This window comes from Methylobacterium brachiatum, from assembly GCF_900113845.1.
In the GTDB taxonomy this organism is placed as follows: Bacteria; Pseudomonadota; Alphaproteobacteria; order Rhizobiales; family Beijerinckiaceae; genus Methylobacterium; species Methylobacterium brachiatum.
This window is the reverse complement of the sequence record NZ_FOQW01000029.1, coordinates 1-18,694: the sequence shown is the minus strand read 5'-3', so window position 1 is coordinate 18,694 and position 18,694 is coordinate 1. Positions and strand designations below refer to the sequence as shown.

The window sequence follows — 18,694 nt, the reverse complement described above, 5'->3', positions numbered from 1 at the left end:
CTCCTGAACACGATGGCCGGCCGCACGGGCGTGCGGCCTCACGCGGGCGCGGCGGCCCGCTTCATCGGGTTCAGGCTCGGGGCGGCTCGGGCGGCGGCGTCCCGGTGACGCTGGCGAACCCCTCGGCGCTGAGCGCGAAGGCGGTCGCCCCGGCGGCGCGGGGCACCGGCAGTCCGATCCCGGAGGGCGGCAGGGAGGCGAGGCTGCCCAGGCACATGGCCATCAGCGGGCAGCCCTTGAGGCAGCCCCCCTTGGCGCCATCCGCCGGCTGATCGGCCGGCGCCGCCTCGGGCGGGCAGCACGGCATGGCCGCCATGGCATCCTCGGCCATGGCCATCGCGTGGTCGTGCCCATGCGGCGCCGCCGCCTGGGCCATCGGCGCATGCATGCCGGCGACCGCCGCGGGCGCGGCGACCGGCGTCAGGGCAAGGCTCAGAACCGCCAGAAGCGGAAGCAGCCGCCGAAGGGCCAACCAGAGGATCACGGGCCTAGGATGCCAGCTTTCGCGGTGGTGTGGAAGCGGTTAGCGGCAGACGCGTCCCGACCGGGCCGGGGCAGATCGCAGCGGCCCGGGGCGAGGGCGGGATCCGGCGGGCGCTGCCGTTATCCTTCGTTGAAGAAGTCGACGTTGCCCGTGTCCAGGCTGTAGGCGGCGCCGACCACGCGCAGCTTGCCGCTCTTCTGCGGGTCGGTGAGGAGTGGCTCGGCGGCCGACCGCAGGCGCGCCACCGTGCGGTCGACATTGGCGCGGACGGAGTTTTCCACGAGGTCCCCCGGCTTGTCCCGGACTGTTAGGACCGCCGGCACGATCGGCTCGATCATCTGGCCGATGGCGCCCGGGAAGGTGGTGTTGTTCCGGACCACGCTCACGGCGGCCTCGACGGCCCCGCAGCGACTGTGGCCCATCACCAGGATCAGGGGCACGCCGAGCTGTGCCACGGCATACTCGATCGAGCCGAGCGCCGTCGTGTCGACAGTGTTGCCGGCATTGCGCACGATGAACAGTTCGCCGAGACCGCGACCGAACAGGATCTCCGGCGAGACGCGGCTGTCGGAACAGCTGACCAGCACACAGAAGGGCGTCTGCCCCAGCGCGATCTCGATGCGGCGCTCACGGCCCTGGGCGGAGCGCACGGGCGAGTCGGTGAGGTAGCTGGAATTGCCGTCCTTGAGGGCCTTCAGCGCCTGATCCGGCGTCATTTCCGTCTTCTTGGTGCTCGGCACGGCAGCCAGGGCCGGGTGCCGCATCGCCCCTGCGGCGATCATCCCCGCGCCGAGATGGCAGCCGCATCCGAGAAGGTGCCGACGGCTCAGCATCTGCGTCATCGCGTGTCTCCAGGCCATCCACATGACGCGACCGGCGTGCGGCCAAAGCCACCTCGGTAACGATCTAGCCTCGACGGCCAATCCGGTAAGGACCACGCTCATTCACATCTTCGGCGTTTGTTACGCGGTCGCTTCGGCTTGAGGCCTCGTCGACGGCCGTAGCGGTCTCACCCGTGCGCCCAAGCCATTCGGATGCCGCCAGAGTGGCCCGGAGATCCGATCCGCGTTCCCGGTGTGGCCGTCCGAGCAGGGCGCAGGGGCAGCTCAGCGGCGCCGGCGCGCGATCAGCCGTGCCAGGCGTGGCCGTAAGGGCAGCGACAGCCGGTAGGCCGCCTCAGCCAGCGGCAGGAGGGGCCGCAGCCCGAAGACGCGCAGGTCGAGGAGACGGCCGAGCCAATGCCAATGCGGCAGGAAACGCCACAGGCGGGCGAATGCCGCAGCACCCGACACGAGCTGGCCGTCGGCGCCCCGCACGTGGAAGCGTCGCAGCGCGTCGGCCCGATCGAGATCCGGTCCGAGGCCGACCTGTGGCGCGGTGTGGCCGACGTCGACGAAGGCGATCCGCTCGGCTCCACGGCATCGGCGATAGTGGCCGATCTCGGCTCGGCAGAGCGGGCAGCCGCCATCGTAGTAGACAGTCAGGTCGGAACTCATCGGATCAGCGCTCAGGGGTTGCAAGGCCGGTCCCCGTGCCTTTGGGCAGGACCGATGAGGCAGGCCGTGACCAGAATCGGATGTGGGTTTCGGGTAAACGCTCCAGCCCCGTGATCGCCCCCGGGCAGACGCGGTCTCAGCGTCGCAGATGATCCGGCCCGTGAATTCGGGAGGCTGGACTGATGCCGTGCAAGGCGGCGGGAGTGGGGTACGGGACCAAGCCGAACTTACCGAGCGACAACAACGATCTAAAAAAACACGCAGCGGATCCGGAAAGTCAGAAATTTAGCAATAAAAATCCAAAACTTAACCCCGATTGGTGGAACAAGAATGCCTTCCAATTGTAAGATATATTTCGTATGGTCTCCCGTAATGTATGTATCTACTGTTTTTCTCGCAGGGTAGGAGTGAGGAGTTTTCAAGGGATTCTGAGGTCTCCCGACTTCCTTAAGCACCGACCTCGGCCCGCTCCGCGAGAGTTTCTTCGGAGGTAGGGTTCCAGATCTCAGCCATACGGTCCGATGACCCGTTGAAAACGGTGATGTAGCCCATACCCGTAAGGCTCCGGTAGACGATATGCGCTCCGGTCTGAGGTTGGCTTAGGCCTTGGTTGTGGCCCGGGAATACCGCGAGGCTATACGGCGTCATGTCATCGACGAGACGGTTATCTGCCAGGGCCCGGTGATCGCCGCCGATGCCCTCGGCGGCGTTAAGCACTTTATCTACGGAAAGGGGCGTCTCAATGTCGATGGGCGCCATGGCCTGGTGAACAGCTTCGTGTCGAATGCTGCGCTGCGCCCGCGATGCGGGACGTGCGGGCGCAAGAGGCCGACGACCGTGCCGGCGTGGCGGCGGATAAGCGAACAGTCGTAGACCAATTGCCTCACGTCAGAGAAAGGGCCGGTGATTGCGAAGGCCTGCGCGCAGGCGTCAGCGGATGCGGTTGGTTCTAACCAACCTTGAGCACGAATTGCGCAACTGATCCCGATCATCGGCGGCGGATAGACCACACATCGCGGACTTCAGCCCATGCCGTGTAACAGGCGTCAGGAATTTGCCCCCCTGCCCCTCGCATTCGATATCATGTTGTGGCATCAGGCACCCCCTGTCGAGCGCGCCTAAGCGCCTGATGTGCCTGTGCGGCGGCTATCGCTGGCGCAATATTTGCACACGGGCGAGCGCATAATTGCCGGGTTTTTGACGAATGTCGCGCCGCCCCACCAAGGAACAATGCCTTGATCTAATCAAGAGCCGGGGGATTGAATTCAAGACTATATTAGATGTCGGGATTCTTACAGGCACGCCGGAGCTGATCAGCGCCTTTCCAGATCGCCATCACGTGCTCTTTGAGCCGGTGGCTGAGTTCAAGCCAGCGATCGATGAGGCATACCGCGGCATCTCCCACGAGTTCATCAATTGCGCCATCTCGAATGCGGACGGTGAGGTGACTCTGGAGACCAAATCGGTCATCGCGGGCGTCGATATCTCCCACAGTTCAATCGTTGACGGGCCCGCGTCTTCCTCGTCGCATCGTACTGTGCCAATGTTCAAGTTGGACTCGTTCCTGTCTGACTACCCACGCCAGGGGCCGTATCTTCTCAAGATCGATATTGACGGCCACGAGCTGAAGGTCATCGAGGGCGCACACCTGACGCTCCAGCAAACGGCAATCGTTATCATCGAAGCTGATCATGCTCGGATCGCAGAGCGCCTGTTCGCGTTACAGCATCATGGTTTTGAGATCTTGGATATTGTCGAGCCATGTTATTATGATGATGCATTCTGGCAATGTGATATTGTAATGATAAAGCCGGATCTGAAGCGCAAGGCGTTTAAGTCGATCAGAGAAAATTTTGATCTAAATCTGTACGTGCCCTATCGCGGATGACGGTATAGCACGAACCTTACTCGCGCGCGCTCATTTATAAGGACTGCAAGGGCACCTGCCATGAAGATTGCGATACAAGATAGCTGGCCCAATCTTGAAGAAAACGCCGAGAAAGAATTCATCGCCCGGTTCATCAGGGCTTGCGGCAACATAGGTGTAGAAGCTGTCCATGTCGTCACAAGCGGAGATATATACGAGTGCGAGCCAGACTTTGTTCTGGTGACACACGAGTTCTCGCGCAAATTAACTCCATTTCCAACGATTGGATTGCAGTGGAGCCCAACTGATTTTTTCAAAAGCGATCCGTATCGGATCAAATCAATACTTTCTTATGATGGGTCGATTCCAGGGAACGATCAAATACGGCGCTTTGTTAAAGACAATATTCAGGGTGTCGCAATCAGAAAACCTGTAGCGCCGTTCATCTTTCTGCCGACGACATATCAGACAGATATCGAGGCGCTGAGAAACAATCGCTGTCCCACGCTCTGCTACGTCGGCGTCCATTGGGACGGAGATCGGCACAAGGGTCTGTTTCAGCACCTCGACAAGCGTGGTCTGTGTCGCTTCTACGGACCGGAAAAGAGCTGGGACCATGTGCCCGGGTCGTATGGAGGAAAAATTCCCTTCGATGGCCATTCCCTGGTCGAGACGCTGGCAAGTCACGGGGTCGCGCTCTGCCTGCACAAGCAAGAGCACATTCGTGAGAATACGCCCTCCATGCGGATTTTCGAGACGCTGTCGGTCGGCGGCGTCCTCATCTGCGATCGAATCAAGTTCGCGGAAGACAACCTTCAAAACATAGCCTATTTCATTGAGCCTGGGTCAACGGCAAAAGGTCTTGCTGATCAGATCGAACACATCATGGAGGATATCCGAAACAACCCGGATGCTTCTTATGAGAAGGGTCGCGCCGGCAAAGCGTGGTTCGACAAACACTGGTCGCTCGAGAAGAAGCTGGCTGAAGAGATTATACCGTTCGCGCAGACGGTCATCGAGTCGATGACTCCTCTTGCCAAGAATTATTCCGCTCACGATATCGACAAGGATCAGAGGCGAAGCCCGACGCTTCCGAAACCTCGCGCTCCCACTTGTGATGTCATTGTCCGCGCCGGCGGCCGCGACATCGCTATGCTTGACCGCGCCGTGCAGTCGGTGCTGGCCTGCCGCAGCCCGGCGTTGAGGCTTTCCATCATCGTCGTTGATTACAAGGGGCGCTCAGATATCGAGGATTACGCCGCGGGCCTCGCAAGGTCTGGATTGCCGGTCCGATATACCCGCTCTGCTGACACTGGGTTTCGCTCGACTGCGCTGTGGCATGGGATCGAAAAATGCATCAGCGAGTTCGTGTGCCATCTAGATGACGACGACACCGTTTTTCCCAATCATTACGATCAGCTCGTCTACGCGATCGAAAACAATCCCGATTGCGTCATGGCATATACTGGCGTCGTGCGTCGCGAAGATGACCCAGGGGTATATTTTCATTTTGATAACTTTAACGGCCCCCTTGAAAAAGAAATCGAAGAGCAATCAGAGCTTGTATTTCTTGATCGATACAATCTGTCTCGCCTTCTCCACCTCGACAACTTTATTCAGAGTAATGCCTGGATCGCGCGAAGAAGCACCATCCAAAGAGTGATCGGGGATGATCCCGAGCTGGAAGTTGGTGAGGATATCTTCCTCTATACGCTTCTGGCGCAGAGCGGTGATGCGGCTTTTACCGGGAGCGCGACCGCAGTCTGGCATTGGCGCTCCAAGCAATCCGACAACTCTATGCTCGCAGTGAATCAGACCGTCTGGTCCCTCTGCGTCGACCGCATCAAAAGTCGGCTTGGTGGAATGCGGTTCAATGCAAAGCGGTCATACGATGAAGTCGTGGGCAGCTTCGTTCCGAATTCTGTTGGTGGGCTTACAGAGTTGGCTGCGGTGCCAATCAGTGTCGGACAAGAAGTCAGCGGCGGCCCGGAGATATTCGACAAGCTGGCACCGCGCGGATTTTATCCATTCGATACGACCGGCATTTGGTCCAAAAATGACCACGCCACGCTGACGCTCGCAGTCGATGGAGGATCGCGGTCGGAGCAGCTCTTCGTCGAAATCGATATGATGGCCTCCTTCTCTGGCGATGATGACAGGTATGTCTCTGTCAAGGTCGGTAATGGCGAGCCTGTCCACAAAGACGTAAGTTCGTGGGATGAGTTTACTTTGCGCGCGCCCCTGCCGAAGGACCTATCGGCGCCAGTCCTAATCGACATTTACTCGTCAGATTTTATTGAGGCATCCGGGGACGCTCGTCGGCTCGGTGCATTCGTGAAGAAGGTCAGACTCACTGATTAAACGCAGCGAGCGGCTGGCTGAGTAGTGCCTCCGGTGTGGCACTACTATAAGAGGGACAAGAAAGCGCGATGCTAACCGTAATCTGCTGTGGGATTCCGAGATCGGGGAGTACGTGGCTTTACAATGCCACACGTCTCGTCGTTGCCCACGCCTACAAGGATGTGAGAGCTGGTTGGCATAGCGATATCAGCACTCAGGGCGAGGTCGATGCCGTGGTCATGAAAATGCATGACTTCGAGCCCGACACTCCGGCAGATAAAGTCCTGCTGTCGCATCGGGATATTCGCGACATCATTGTGTCCGGGCAGAGCATGGGATGGGCCCCGAACGATGCGGTCCTACTCGATTTCGGCCGGGTCGCGCGCAGGCAGCATGATATGTGGAGCACGCGCGCCGACCTGGATATCGCATACGAGGACATGGTTAGCGACCCGGTCGGTTCGGTTCGGCGCATCGCCCAGACGCTTGGCATCGATCTGTCGGCTGACGAGCTACGCGGCATCGTCGATGCCATCCCGTCGAAGGCGGACGGCGTTAACGACCGTGGCCATAACCCGAAGACGCTGATCCACCAGGGGCACGTCACGGATGGTAGGCCGGGACGGTGGCAGGGGCAGCTTCCCGATCACATCGTTGCCGTCGTGACGGAAGAGCATGGGGATTGGCTGGCCAGGCAGGGCTACAGCGTCGAGCTATCTCAACCTGGCGAGGAGCCGACCTGATAGGCATAGGTCCGATGCGCGTGCCATGGTAAGCCGTTTCACCCGCTGCGGGCTTTGTGACGGATCCACATGCGCTTATTCCTGCTCGCCGCTTCCTTGGCTCTGCTGCCTGTACCCGCCTCGGCCCTGTGCCGCTGCACCTGCGTTCGAGGCGAGATGAAGCCGATCTGTCAGGAGACGGACCTTACGGTTCCGATCTGCCAGGGTTTTTGCGAGACGGCCATTCGACCCGATCGCGTTGTGACGCCCTTGGCCGGCGGGCGGCAGGTCTTCGATCCGGCTCAATCGACGAATCCTTCGCCCGGCGGGCTGGAGTCGCCGGATGTCAACTTGGACACGAACCCGAATGGGAGCCTGATCGGCACCCCGAGCCAACTCTCTGGCAGCGTCGGATCAAGCCTATCGGCCGGCAGTGGGCGCTAGGAAATAAAAAAAGCCCGCCGCGATATAAGCCGGGGAGGCTGGAACGTATGGCCCGCCCCGTCCGCAAGGGGCTTTGGATCCGCTGGTGCGAGCAGTCTGCAGAAACGTATCCGGCCTTCCGGCGATGCCGTTGGCCAAGATGGAGATCTGCGCGTCCTGGTCCTCATAAAGGGGTCGGCGTCGGGCGCCATTTTCCGCCGGAGGCTTACAGAACACCGATCGACTGTTAGGCCATCTTCCTCTCACCGCTCGCAGACATCGGAAGGCCGGCGAAGGCTTCGCCGACCAAGCTCGGTTCAGACAGCCACCGCCGCCGGCTCGTAGACGCGCTCGTGGCGCAGCAGCGCCCAGACGATCCGGGCCATTTTAGCCGCCAGCGCAACGACGGCGGTGTTGGCGAGCGCCCGCGCCAGCAGGCCCCGGAGCCATTGGCCGATCCGCGTATCGCTTTGGCGAAGGGTCGGCATCGCGGCCCGTGCACCCTGGATCAGCATCTTGCGCAGGTGCTTGCTGCCGCGCTTGGTGATGCCGACGCGTTTGGGCCGTCCGCCGGTCGTGACCTGCCGCGGCACGAGGCCGAGCCAGGCTGCCAGATCACGCCCGCGCGCGAAGGTGGCCACGTGACCGATACCGATAGCCGCGACCAGCGCCGTCGCGTTGAGTGCGCCGATGCCCGGGATGGTGGTGAGCCGGCGAGCGCTCTCGTCGGTCCGAGCCTGTTCGGCAAACTCTGCGTCGAGTGCTGCGATGCGCCCGTCGAGGGACTGCCAGCGTTCACGCACGTCCGCCACCAAGCTACGCATCCGTGGCCTGAGGTCTGAGACCGCCTTGGTATCGAGCAGACTTTCCAAGCTGGCTGCGAGCTTGGCGCGTCCCTGCGGGACGATGTGACCGCGCTCCAGAAGGACGGCTCGGATCTGGTTCATCAGGGCGGTGCAGGGTCTGCCTGTCGAGCTGCGCCTCCGACTTCAGCGCGACGAACCGCATGGTCGGACGCGCCGCGGCCTCCGCGATCGCCTCGGCGTCGCGCGCGTCGTTGTCCTGTGCCTTGACGTAGGGCCGCACATATTCTGGCGACATCAGCCGGACGGTGTGGCCTTGAGCGGCCAGCACCCGGCCCATGTGATGCGCGCCACAGCACGCCTCTATGGCGATGACGCAGGCCGGAAGCGTCGCACCGAGGGTGATCACCGTCTCGCGCCGCATCCGGCGTCGCAGGACGACCCGACCGGTCGCATCCTGCCCGACAAGGCTGCAGCTGTTCTTGCCAAGATCGATCCCCAGTACCGGGATGGCCATCGGTCCGCTCCATCTCCCCTGTGAGCCACACTGCAATCCTAGCCGCGCAGCACGGTGAGGGGCGGGCCATCCATAAACGGGGCTGGAGCCAAGCCATCAGCCGCCTCAACCTGAGCCTGTCGAAGGACGCGCGGCGGGTTCACGAGCAAAATCCATGGCCTGGCCGATGGTCGTGGCCGACCGGTTGCGTTCGCCCTGACACCCGGCAACGTGGCCGACATCACCGTGGCGCTGCCTCTGCTGCGCCGCCCAAGCGTCTGATCGCCGACAAGGCCTACGACGCGCGGAGCTTGAGGGATTGGCTCAAGAGCCACCGGGTGATCGCCCTCATCCCGTCCACGGCCGCCCGGACGGTGCCCGACAAGCACAGCCGGATCGCCTACCGACGGCGCAATCAGATCGAGCGCCTGTTCGGCCACATCAAAAACCGGCGCCGCGCCGCGACCCAACACGACCGCTTGGCCGGCAACGATCTCGCCGCAGTCGCGCTCGTTTCCTGTGTCAGCGCAGGGGCTTGAATGGTACCCTACCTAGGGTCTCCCGTTACCTGAATCATGTGGCGTCGCATGCGTTTTGTGCCTAAGCTCTGCGGCGGGATGATCTGAGCGACACACGACGGGCTGGCGCGACCGACTGGTAGCTCAACGCGCCGGTCGGACGGGGCCAGGAAATCACTGTCTCTACGCGGACTGCCAACTGGGCAAAACTGGCTATAGAGGGATCGTGCCCCTCCTCACCCGATAGTCATGTGCGGGCTAAATCCGGAAAAATCGAGCGGGACCAACACCCCGCAAAACAGGCGGTGGGCCCGGCAGGACTCGAACCTGCAACCAGACCGTTATGAGCGGTCGGCTCTAACCATTGAGCTACAGGCCCTGCGCCCGCGGAACGGATAGCCGATCGGGGGGCGTCCGTCACCCGGATTTCGTCGCGGGGCGGGGGCGCCGGGGGCGGGGTGCGGGGCGGGTCGGGGGCTCGGCCGGGGCAGCGTCCTTGATGCGCCACAGGTAGCGGGCGAGGATCGAGCGATAGGGCGCGAAGGGGGCCGCGAGGCTGCGCGTGTCGGTGCCGCCGGTGAGCCGGCGCAGGCAGCCCACCGCCGCCACGTCGCCCTCGGGCCAGATGTCCGGATCGTGGAAATGGAAGATGCCGACCATGTCGGCGGTCCAGGGGCCGACGCCCCGGATGCCGCACAGGATCGCGGCGCGCTCCGCATGTGGCCGGTGGGCGAGGTCGGGGCCGAGCAGGCCCGCCGCCTCGGCGGCGACGATCGCCTGGAGGGCGCGGACCTTGTTGCCCGAGATGCCGCAGGCCCGCAGCAGCGCCGGGTCGCCGGTCTCGAACAGCCCGCGCGGGCTCGAACCGGCCGCCGCCGCGGCGGCCTCGATCCGGGCCCAGATCGCCGCCGCGGCCCGGGTGGAGAGCTGCTGGTTCACGACCTCGACGAACAGCCGGTCGGCCAGGCAGGCCTGCGGCGGCGGATCGATCCGGAGCGGGCCGACCTGCCGGATCGCGGCCTCCAGGGGCGGATGCGCGCGGGCGGCGTCCAGAAGGTGCGCGTAGGCTGTGGGATCGAGCATCGCGACGACGATAGAGGCCCGGTCGCGCGCGGGGCAATCGGGTGCGGCCTCGGGGCTCCGCGGGTGCGTCGGTCGCGATCCCCGCCGGTTGCGGGCACGATGCCGCGCCGGGCTTGCTCGGCGCCGGCCCCGATCCACCTCGCCTCGGCGCCGGATGCGGTGACGGGCTTGAACGGCGACATCTCACGGCATGGCGATCTTCTTCACCGCGGACACGCATTTCGGCGACCCGCACATCCTCCGCCACCGTCAGGCGCGCTACGGCAGCCTCGAGGCGCATGACGCCGCCCTGGTCGCCGGCTGGAACGCCGTGGTCGGGCCCGACGACGCGGTCTGGCATCTCGGCGACTTCGCTGCGGGGGCGAGCCGCGCCCGCTGCGCGGAGCTGTTTGCCGAACTCAACGGCATCAAGCGCCTGGTTCGCGGCAACCACGATTCGAACCGCGTCCTCGACCTGCCCTGGGCGGAGCCGCCCGTCGACAGCGCCCGGATCTCGGTGCCGGACGCGCAGGGCCGGGAGCACCGCCTGTTCCTGTCGCACTACGCGCACCGGGCCTGGCCCGGCCTGTGGCGGGAGACCCGCCATCTCTACGGGCACAGCCATGGCTGGCTACCCGATACCAGCCGCTCCTGCGATGTCGGCGTCGACGCCTGGGACGACCGCCCGGTCGGCCTCGACGCCATCCTGGCGCGCCAGGACGCGGCCGAGCTGGTGCCGGAGGAGATCGCCCGCCACGGGCTGCGCTGACCTCCGGCGCGCGAGCCCTATGTCCGATGGCGGACCCGAGACCCCGCGCGAGGCCGCCATGACCGAACACGGCACGACCGAACCCGCCGCGACAGACACCCCTGCCCCGTCCGCCTGGACCGACGCCGCCACGAACGCCGCCGCGCGCGCCGCGGCCGAGCTCGGCCTCGGCGGCGCCGTCGCCGGCCTGGATACGGAGGCCTGGGCGCGGCTGCGCGACCGGACCGCCGCGCTCCTGGCCGCCGAGGGTCGTCCGCTGCCGCCGGATTGGGAGCGGGCGCTGGCCCAGGCGCTCGGCCGGGCCGATCCGGAGGTGCTGGCCCGCGACGAGGCCGACACGGTGCTGGCCGAGAAGGGCGAGGTGTTCGCGCCCGAGGACGATGCGTAGAATCGGGCGAGGCCTGAGACTGAGACTTCCTGGCGCCGGGTGGTTGCCGTCGCGCCCCTCCAGGCCGATGTAGGCAGCATGCCACAGCCCGATCATCAGCGCGCCGCCCCGAGATCCGCGCCCGGGACCGCCTCCACCACCCTGCGGGTCTTCCCGATCGCGGCCGGCGCTCCGGTCCTCGACGCGCAGACGCGGATGCGGCTCGGCCGCCAGCTGCAGGCGCTCTATGATCCGGTGATCGACGAGGCGCTGGATCCCAGATTGGCGGAGCTGCTGCAGCAGCTCGACGCGGACCGGGGCGACGACGCCGCGCGCTGACGGGCGCGCCCCGAAAGGGGCTCCCGTCGGTGGATCGGGGGGATGTCACACCGACGGGAGCTGAGCCAGGACGACGGATCGACCCAACTCGCCCTATGTCGCCCAGGAATCAGCCCGGGCGCCTTCACTTAAGTCAAATTTGTTGGCGAATACAGAGGGAAGCGCTGCGGATAGGGGTATTCGGCGGTGGAAATCCTCCGGCCTCCGTCAGGCGGAGGTCCCGGTCACCGACAGCATCACCCCATCGCTGCCGATCTCGGCCCCGGTATAGCCGAGCATCCGGGCGAGCTGCTCCCGGGCGCGCCAGACCCGGCTCTTCACGGTGCCGATCTGGCACTTCATGACGGCGGCGGCCTCCTCGTAGCTGAGGTTCTCGATCGCCACGAGGACCAGCGCCTCGCGCATCACCGGCGCGAGCCGGTCGAGGGCGGCGCGCACGTCCTGCAGGTCGAGATGGCCGCCCTGCTCCGGCACGCTGGTCAGCCGTTCGGCATAGCTGCCGTCGGTGTCGGGGATCTCGCGGCCGTGCTTGCGGTGCTGGCTGTAGAACACGTTGCGCAGGATCGTGAACAGCCACGCTTCCAGGTTCGACCCGGGGGTGAAGCCGGCGCGCCCGCGCCAGCCGCGCAGCAGCGTGTCCTGAACGAGGTCGTCGGCCGCGGCCGGGTCGCGGGTCAGCGACACCGCGAAGCGGTGCAGGGCCGGCACCACCTTCAGCAGGCCGGCGCGGAACGCCGCGTCGCGCGCGTCGTCGCCTCGGGTGAGCGCGGCGTCGAGGCGCGCCAGCAGGTCGGCGAAGCGATCCGACGTGGCCCCCGGGGCCGGGCCGACCTGATCGTAGGTAAGGCCGAGCAGCGTTCCGAGGTGCGTGCGGATCGCTTCCGGCAGGCCGTGCCGGATGTCGTGGGACGGATCGAGCAGGGTGCGGCCTTCGATGTCGGGCATAAGGTCCGGGCGTCGCCGAACGGGCTGGTCGCGCCCGTCGAGAACGCTTGTGGCGCGCCCAAGCGGCCTACGCCCCAACATGGGTTAGAACAGGCCGGGCCGAAGATGAAACCGGCCCAATACAAGCAATCCCCGGCACCGGGCGCCGGAACCGTGGCGGATTGCAACCGGGCCGCGAACCGGTCTGCGCGTCGCGGCGTTCCCTGTCGGATCGGCAACCCGTGGGGGGCCGGTTCGAAGGCGTTTTTCGCGAACCCGTGTCGAGGCGTACCGATGGCTTCTCCCGATCCAGACCGCAACGCGGCCCGCGACTCCGGGGGGCAGGCTTCGACCGTCTGGACCCTAGCCCTCGCCACCGCGCTCGTCGGCCTGGTCGCGTTCCCGCGCCGGGCAGCCGCGCCGACCGGACGGCGGGCGGATCCGGGGGCGCAATCCGGCTTCGCGGGCTCGTCGGCGCGCAAGCCGTCGCCCACGCACGAGGGCCGCGAGGCCGAGGCGGTGGCCCGGACCGAGGCGGATCGCGGCCGGGGCGCCAGCCATCCGGCCGAGATCCCCGCCAAGGGCTGGAAGGACATCGCGCTGCGCACCTATCGCGACATCGGCGAGAACCGCCTCTCGCTGATCGCGGCGGGGGTGACCTTCTTCACCCTCCTGGCGATCTTCCCGGCGGTGGCGGCGCTGGTCTCCTGCTACGGCCTCGTGGCCGACGCCTCGACCATCAACGACCAGCTCACCAGCCTCCAGGGCATCCTGCCCCAGGGGGCGCTCGACATCGTCGGCGACCAGGTCAAGCGGCTGAACGAGCAGGGTAACACCGCGCTGGGCTTCAGCCTGCTGATCAGCATCGTCCTGTCGGTCTGGAGCGCCAATGGCGGCGTGAAGCACGTCTTCGACGCGCTCAACATCGTCTATAACGAGCGCGAGAAGCGCAACTTCTTCGTGCTCAACCTCGTCTCCCTGGCCTTCACGGCGGGCGCGCTGGCCTTCCTGATCCTGGCGCTGGGCGCCGTCGTGGTGCTGCCGGTGGTGCTGTCGTATGTCGGGCTCGGCGCCGATGCCTGGTGGCTGACCCTGCTGCGCTGGCCGGCGCTGCTCGTGGCGGTCCTGCTCGGGCTCGCCCTGCTCTACCGCTACGGCCCGAGCCGGGACGCGCCGCGCTGGCGCTGGGTCACCCCGGGGGGAGCCTCCGCGGCGCTGCTGTGGCTCGTCGCCTCGCTGCTGTTCTCCTGGTACGTCGCCCATTTCGGCAGCTACAACAAGACTTACGGCTCCCTCGGCGCCGCCATCGGCTTCATGACCTGGATCTGGATCTCGACCATGATCGTGCTCGCGGGTGCCCAGCTGAATGCTGAGATGGAGCATCAGACCGCCGAGGACACGACGGTGGGCGAGCCCCAGCCCCTCGGCACCCGGCAGGCCCGGATGGCCGATTCGGTGGGCGCCGCCGCCGAGTGAGGTGATGGGCTGGCGCGCGCCGGCCGGCAGGGCGGTCGCTTAACGCAGGTTAGCGCGCGGCTGCGCGGTCGCGGCATAAGCCGTCGAAATTCTCCAGACTTCGACGTTCGGAAGCCGATATATCCCGTGCCGAGACTAGTCTTCGTGCCGCACGCCTTGGCCGGCGGCCTGATCGTGCGTGATGCGGCCGGCGTGGGTCCTCGGCCGGGTGGCCGGCCGGTGCCGGGCCGGGAGCCGCATCGCCGCAGCCGCCTCTGACCGGAGGCGGACGTGACCAACCCCTTCGTGCGGAAGATGGAGCGGCATGTCCGGCTCGCGCCCGAGGACCGCGCGGCCCTCGACGGGCTCGCCCGCCAGCACGTGCGTCCGGTCGCGCCGCGCCAGGACATCGTCGGCCAGCACGACGACCCGTACCACACCCACCTCATCCTCGACGGCTGGGCCTGCCGGTACCGGCAGTTTCCCGACGGGCGGCGCGCGATCGTCTCGCTGCTCCTGCCCGGCGACCTGTGCGACCCCGGCGTCACCCGCCGGGCGCGCATGGACCACGCCATCGGGGCGCTCACATCGGTGACGGTCGCCCGCATCGCGCCGGACCAGATCGGCGCGGCGGTCCGGGCCCGGCCGGCGCTCGAGGAATGCCTGTGGCTGGAGATGCGCGACACCACCGCGCTCCAGCGGGAATGGATCGCCAGCGTCGGGCGCCGCACGGCGATCGAGCGGCTCGCGCACCTGTTCTGCGAGCTGTACCTGCGGCTGGCCCGCGTCGGCCTCGCGGACGGGAACACGATCCCGATGCCGGTGACCCAGCCCGACCTCGCCGACGCCCTGGGCCAGACCAGCGTTCACATCAACCGCACCCTGAAGGCGCTGCGCGGCGCCGGCCTGATCGCCCTGCGCGGCCGGCGCCTGACGATCCACGACCTCGACGGGCTGATGAAGCGCGGCCTGTTCGACCCGGCCTACCTGCACCTGGCCTGATCCCCGCCCGCGACGCGCTTGCCCGGGATGCGAGAATCGGGATAATACTGAATTGGGCCCGGCCTAATTAGGGGCTGGCGATAGGTGGATACGTTGAACGCGCTCCATTTATGGCGATTATATAGCTATTTTGTTCTGATCATATACAATAGATGTCCGAACTTCTACGCCTTCAACGGCGTACGGCGGGCGTTGTTGCGTCATATCGGCGTTCGGGTCGGGACACGATCGCATATTTCAAGTCCCCTCGTGTTCGAGCAGAGTTTCAGCACCGAGACCGTCCGAGGGCTTACGATAGGATATCAGACGTTCGTCAATTCCGAGGTCCGATTTGCATGCCGGGACTCACGGATCGAGATCGGCAATCGGTGCATGATCGGTCCCCGGGTAAGCTTCGAAACATCGACCCACACGCTCGTCGTCGAGGGGTTTCACGAGCGAACAGAGGAAACGAGGCTGACGTTTCATAAGGATATTTGCGTGCGCGACGGCGTCTGGATCGGGGCCGGTGCCCTCATCTTGTGCGGCGTCACGATCGGGGAGCAATCTATAGTTGCTGCCGGATCAGTCGTGACCCGGGATGTGGAGCCGGGAATATTGGTCGGCGGCGTTCCGGCGAAGATGATTAGACGGCTGATCGATTAGGGTTTGAAGTCACTCAGCATGGCCTTGTGATGTCTGAGAAGGGTGGATTTCTGCCGTTCCGGTTTTGAACACGAGAGCATGAAAACGGACCTCGTCCCGTGCTCAATTACGGCCCGCCGGCCAATGTGAGGACGTCTCCATTACAGATTTAAGCCGCCATGGCCGTCGCTTAATTATTCCAAAGTTCCTGTTTAAACCTTATCGATCATCAAGAACGTTCCTACGCCGTGAAACAGCCGCAGAATATATCTTAAGTTGCCGGTTGTTGGATTTTGACACAAAACAATTTCTATCATAAATTAGTATCGCGCGCGCTTTTCATGCAGATGCGGGCATTTTGAATAACACAATATCGCTGTATATAATTGAGCACATGAAGACGCTGTTTTCAACGGAGGGCTTACACCCAAGCAATAAATTCAAGAGCTGGCGCGATGCGATGTCCGAGATGCGCGTGCCAACCGAGTTAAAGCGCCTAACCGACGATCCATTCGACGGTAAGCTGGAATTTGCCAAGATCGGCTCGATCGAAGCGATACGCACCTCGCACAGTGCGTTGCGGGCTGAGGCGACGCCCAATCTAGTCCGGCGCCACGGCCAGGAAAACGCCCTCGGAATATTCCTCCGGCTCGCGGGGGTCGCAAAGACTGGTCAATCCGACAAGACCTCGGTGCAACGTCCTGGCGATCTGATGGTGCTCGATTCCAGTCCGGCTGCACAGGAGTACAGTTCGGGCAGCCAGATGCTCACTCTCCACTTACCCCGTGAGCGACTGGAGTCTTTCCTCGGCCCAGCCCACCTCTACAGCGGGCTGACGATCGGTTCAGACCTCGGTAGCACCGCCTTGGCGACGGGCTTCCTGACCGAGTTGATGCAGGTCAGTCGAAACCTCACGCCAGACGGGGCCGAGCGCATGGCGTCGATCGGCATCGACCTCATCGTGGCCAGCCTCGCCGAACGGATGGCGCAGGAGGTGCCGCGCTCCGTTCATGGCAACGCCACGGTCCAGCGCGCCAAGGCCTATGTCGAGGCCAACCTCGGCGATCCAGGCCTCGACCCGCCCCTGCTCGCCGCCGCGGTCGGCGTGTCGCTGCGCCGGCTGCAGGAACTGTTCCACGAGCGCGGCCGGCACATCTCCAACTACATCTGGGGACGGCGCCTGGAGACGGCAGCCAAGCGCCTGAGCGATCCGGCCTCTGCGCACCTGTCGATTGGCATGCTGGCTTACGGCTGCGGCTTCAGCAGCCAGGCGCATTTCGCCCGCCGCTTCAAGGACCGCTACGACTTAAGCCCCCGTGATTACCGTCAGGCGCGCAGGCAGGACGTGCAACCGGTCGCGTCCGCTTTCGGGCTACCTACCTTGTCAGCTGAGTGACCGGGTTGGGTCGAGGCTGTGTCAAAAGTCCCTTCTGAGATAAACTCGCGGCCTCATCTGCGGAGGCCAGCATGGGTCGGTTTGTCGAAGGGCAGGACCGTAGGCAGTCCTGGTTGCTGCCCAGTTCTCTGGACGACTATGTCACCGCCGACAATCCGGTTCGGGTGATCGAGGTCTTCATCGACGAACTCGATCTAGGCGCTCTCGGATTCACCCGCTTCGAGCCCGCAGCGACCGGGCGGCCTGCTTATGATCCGGCCACGCTTCTGAAGCTCTACCTCTATGGCTATCTCAACCGAGTGCCGTCGAGCCGGCGACTTGAGCGTGAGGCACAGCGCAACATCGAGGTGATGTGGCTGACCGGTCGCTTGGCTCCCGATCACAAGACGATCGCTAACTTCAGGCGCGACAACGGGCCTGCGATCCAGGCGGCCTGTCGGCAGTTTGTGGTGCTGTGCCGGGATCTGCAGCTCTTCGCCGGGGCGACCGTCGCCTTGGATGGGTCAAAGTTCAAGGCGGTCAATAACCGGGACCGCAACTACACCGTGGCCAAGGTCGCCAAGCGCCTGGAACAAGTGGAGGCCAGCATCGCCCGCTACCTCGCAGCGCTCGATCGGGCGGACAGGGAGGGCAGCGACGTCCCCGAGGCACGCACGCAGCGCATCGATGAGAAGATCGCCGCCCTGCGCCGACAGATGGCTTTCCTGCGCGAGATGCAGGCGCAGGTCGAGACCGCGGACGACGGACAGGTCTCATTGACCGACCCGGACGCCCGCTCGATGGCGACGAGCGGGCGTGGCACCGGCATCGTCGGCTACAACGTCCAGATTGCGGTCGATCCCAAGCATCATCTCGTCGTCGCCCATGAGGTCGTCAACGAGGGCCACGACCGCACCCAGCTCGTGCCGATGGGTGATCGGGCCAAGCAGGCCATCGACGCGGGGGAGATCGTGGTCCTGGCCGATCGCGGCTACTACAGCGGCGACGAGGTTCTGGCCTGCGAAGGCACGGGCATCCTACCGGCCATGCCGCGGGCCGACACGTCGGGTCGAGCCAAGAAGGGGCTCTTCGTGCGCGCCGACTACGTCTACGCCGCCGCGGCCGATCACTACGTCTGTCCCGCCGGCGCTGTGCTGACGAAGTCTAACGCGCGCTCCGATCGACACGGTGACATCCATCACTACCGCAACCTGGACGCCTGCCAGGCCTGCGCGATGCGAGCGCGCTGCACGACCGAGAAGTTCAAACGCTTCAAGCGCTGGAAGCACGAGGCGGTGCTGGAGGCCATGCAGAGGCGGCTCGATGCCATGCCGGACGCCATGGCGGTACGGCGCGCCACGGTCGAGCACGTCTTCGGGACGCTGAAAGCTTGGATGGGCAGCACGCCCTTCCTGACGAAGGGCCTGAAAGGCGTGAGAACCGAGATGAGCCTCGCAATCCTCGCCTACAACCTGAAACGGATGATCCGCTTGTTCGGCGCAACCCGGCTCATCCAGGCCATTCGAGCCTGAAGCAGCGCGCCGCGCCGTCGTCATCATCCTGCCGATCGACGCTGGCGGCCATGTTAAATGCGTTTTGACACGGCCTCGGTCGAAAGCAGACGCCCT

The 18,694-nt window shown here is 64.8% G+C and carries 17 protein-coding genes, 1 tRNA gene and 2 pseudogenes; 12 read left to right on the top strand and 8 right to left on the bottom strand.

Annotation, left to right across the window (positions count from 1 at the left end; genetic code table 11):
* Window positions 1-70 precede the first annotated feature (70 nt).
* The 4 genes from BMZ47_RS26230 to BMZ47_RS26215 all read right to left on the bottom strand — a co-directional run bounded on the left by BMZ47_RS26230 (window position 71) and on the right by BMZ47_RS26215 (window position 2,739).
* Window positions 71-484 (bottom strand): hypothetical protein, encoded by a 414-nt coding sequence (locus BMZ47_RS26230; RefSeq protein ID WP_091865177.1) that lies wholly within the window; start codon window positions 482-484, stop codon window positions 71-73.
* 119 nt (window positions 485-603) lie between these two features.
* Window positions 604-1,326, bottom strand: a complete 723-nt coding sequence (locus tag BMZ47_RS26225; protein ID WP_091865174.1) for a carbonic anhydrase — start codon at window positions 1,324-1,326, stop codon at window positions 604-606.
* A 264-nt stretch (window positions 1,327-1,590) separates the two neighbouring features.
* The gene (locus BMZ47_RS26220; RefSeq protein ID WP_091865172.1) at window positions 1,591-1,980 is read right to left on the bottom strand and encodes a thiol-disulfide oxidoreductase DCC family protein; all 390 of its coding nucleotides are present in this window, start codon (window positions 1,978-1,980) and stop codon (window positions 1,591-1,593) included.
* A gap of 447 nt (window positions 1,981-2,427) precedes the next feature.
* Window positions 2,428-2,739: a hypothetical protein gene (locus BMZ47_RS26215; protein WP_091865170.1), complete on the bottom strand. Its 312-nt coding sequence runs from the start codon at window positions 2,737-2,739 to the stop codon at window positions 2,428-2,430.
* Between the two features lie 445 nt (window positions 2,740-3,184).
* Here BMZ47_RS26215 and BMZ47_RS26210 point away from each other — a divergent pair, with 445 nt between their 5' ends.
* From BMZ47_RS26210 to BMZ47_RS26200, 3 genes are all read left to right on the top strand, one after another.
* A complete protein-coding gene (locus tag BMZ47_RS26210) occupies window positions 3,185-3,868 on the top strand; it encodes an FkbM family methyltransferase (RefSeq protein ID WP_091865168.1) in 684 nt (227 codons plus the stop codon).
* 60 nt (window positions 3,869-3,928) lie between these two features.
* Window positions 3,929-6,208 (top strand): glycosyltransferase, encoded by a 2,280-nt coding sequence (locus BMZ47_RS26205; RefSeq protein WP_091865165.1) that lies wholly within the window; start codon window positions 3,929-3,931, stop codon window positions 6,206-6,208.
* 218 nt (window positions 6,209-6,426) lie between these two features.
* Window positions 6,427-6,930, top strand: a complete 504-nt coding sequence (locus tag BMZ47_RS26200; protein WP_091865163.1) for a sulfotransferase domain-containing protein — start codon at window positions 6,427-6,429, stop codon at window positions 6,928-6,930.
* A 719-nt stretch (window positions 6,931-7,649) separates the two neighbouring features.
* On the opposite strand, the pseudogene BMZ47_RS26190 reads toward BMZ47_RS26200, so the two are convergent.
* A pseudogene (locus BMZ47_RS26190) lies at window positions 7,650-8,652 on the bottom strand (IS110 family RNA-guided transposase).
* 123 nt (window positions 8,653-8,775) lie between these two features.
* Between BMZ47_RS26190 and BMZ47_RS26185 the strand changes: the two are divergent.
* Window positions 8,776-9,170, top strand: a pseudogene (locus tag BMZ47_RS26185) (transposase); the annotation flags it as partial.
* 285 nt (window positions 9,171-9,455) lie between these two features.
* Here the strand turns inward: BMZ47_RS26185 and BMZ47_RS26180 are convergent.
* Both BMZ47_RS26180 and BMZ47_RS26175 read right to left on the bottom strand, forming a co-directional pair.
* A tRNA-Ile gene (locus tag BMZ47_RS26180) sits at window positions 9,456-9,528 on the bottom strand.
* Between the two features lie 38 nt (window positions 9,529-9,566).
* Complete coding sequence (locus BMZ47_RS26175; protein ID WP_091865159.1) at window positions 9,567-10,232, bottom strand: DNA-3-methyladenine glycosylase family protein; 666 nt, start codon at window positions 10,230-10,232, stop codon at window positions 9,567-9,569.
* A 190-nt stretch (window positions 10,233-10,422) separates the two neighbouring features.
* Between BMZ47_RS26175 and BMZ47_RS26170 the strand changes: the two genes are divergently transcribed.
* The 3 genes from BMZ47_RS26170 (at window position 10,423) to BMZ47_RS26160 (ending at window position 11,686) form a co-directional block, all read left to right on the top strand.
* A complete protein-coding gene (locus BMZ47_RS26170) occupies window positions 10,423-10,980 on the top strand; it encodes a metallophosphoesterase (RefSeq protein ID WP_091865157.1) in 558 nt (185 codons plus the stop codon).
* A gap of 58 nt (window positions 10,981-11,038) precedes the next feature.
* Window positions 11,039-11,368, top strand: coding sequence for a hypothetical protein (locus tag BMZ47_RS26165; protein ID WP_091865206.1), 330 nt, complete (start codon window positions 11,039-11,041; stop codon window positions 11,366-11,368).
* A 78-nt stretch (window positions 11,369-11,446) separates the two neighbouring features.
* Window positions 11,447-11,686, top strand: coding sequence for a hypothetical protein (locus BMZ47_RS26160; RefSeq protein ID WP_091865155.1), 240 nt, complete (start codon window positions 11,447-11,449; stop codon window positions 11,684-11,686).
* Window positions 11,687-11,893: 207 nt separating this feature from the next.
* Here the strand turns inward: BMZ47_RS26160 and BMZ47_RS26155 are convergent, their stop codons facing one another.
* A complete protein-coding gene (locus tag BMZ47_RS26155) occupies window positions 11,894-12,631 on the bottom strand; it encodes a sigma-70 family RNA polymerase sigma factor (RefSeq protein ID WP_007559256.1) in 738 nt (245 codons plus the stop codon).
* 273 nt (window positions 12,632-12,904) lie between these two features.
* Here BMZ47_RS26155 and BMZ47_RS26150 point away from each other — a divergent pair, with 273 nt between their 5' ends.
* The 5 genes from BMZ47_RS26150 to BMZ47_RS26130 all read left to right on the top strand — a co-directional run bounded on the left by BMZ47_RS26150 (window position 12,905) and on the right by BMZ47_RS26130 (window position 18,598).
* Window positions 12,905-14,086: a YihY/virulence factor BrkB family protein gene (locus tag BMZ47_RS26150; protein WP_007559255.1), complete on the top strand. Its 1,182-nt coding sequence runs from the start codon at window positions 12,905-12,907 to the stop codon at window positions 14,084-14,086.
* A gap of 270 nt (window positions 14,087-14,356) precedes the next feature.
* Entirely contained in the window at window positions 14,357-15,067 is a 711-nt protein-coding gene (locus BMZ47_RS26145; protein ID WP_007559253.1) for a Crp/Fnr family transcriptional regulator, read from the top strand.
* A 372-nt stretch (window positions 15,068-15,439) separates the two neighbouring features.
* Window positions 15,440-15,712: an acyltransferase gene (locus tag BMZ47_RS29355; RefSeq protein ID WP_425285080.1), complete on the top strand. Its 273-nt coding sequence runs from the start codon at window positions 15,440-15,442 to the stop codon at window positions 15,710-15,712.
* A 373-nt stretch (window positions 15,713-16,085) separates the two neighbouring features.
* A complete protein-coding gene (locus tag BMZ47_RS26135) occupies window positions 16,086-17,087 on the top strand; it encodes a helix-turn-helix domain-containing protein (RefSeq protein WP_091865151.1) in 1,002 nt (333 codons plus the stop codon).
* Between the two features lie 71 nt (window positions 17,088-17,158).
* Window positions 17,159-18,598 (top strand): IS1182 family transposase, encoded by a 1,440-nt coding sequence (locus BMZ47_RS26130; RefSeq protein WP_091865150.1) that lies wholly within the window; start codon window positions 17,159-17,161, stop codon window positions 18,596-18,598.
* Window positions 18,599-18,694 lie beyond the last annotated feature (96 nt).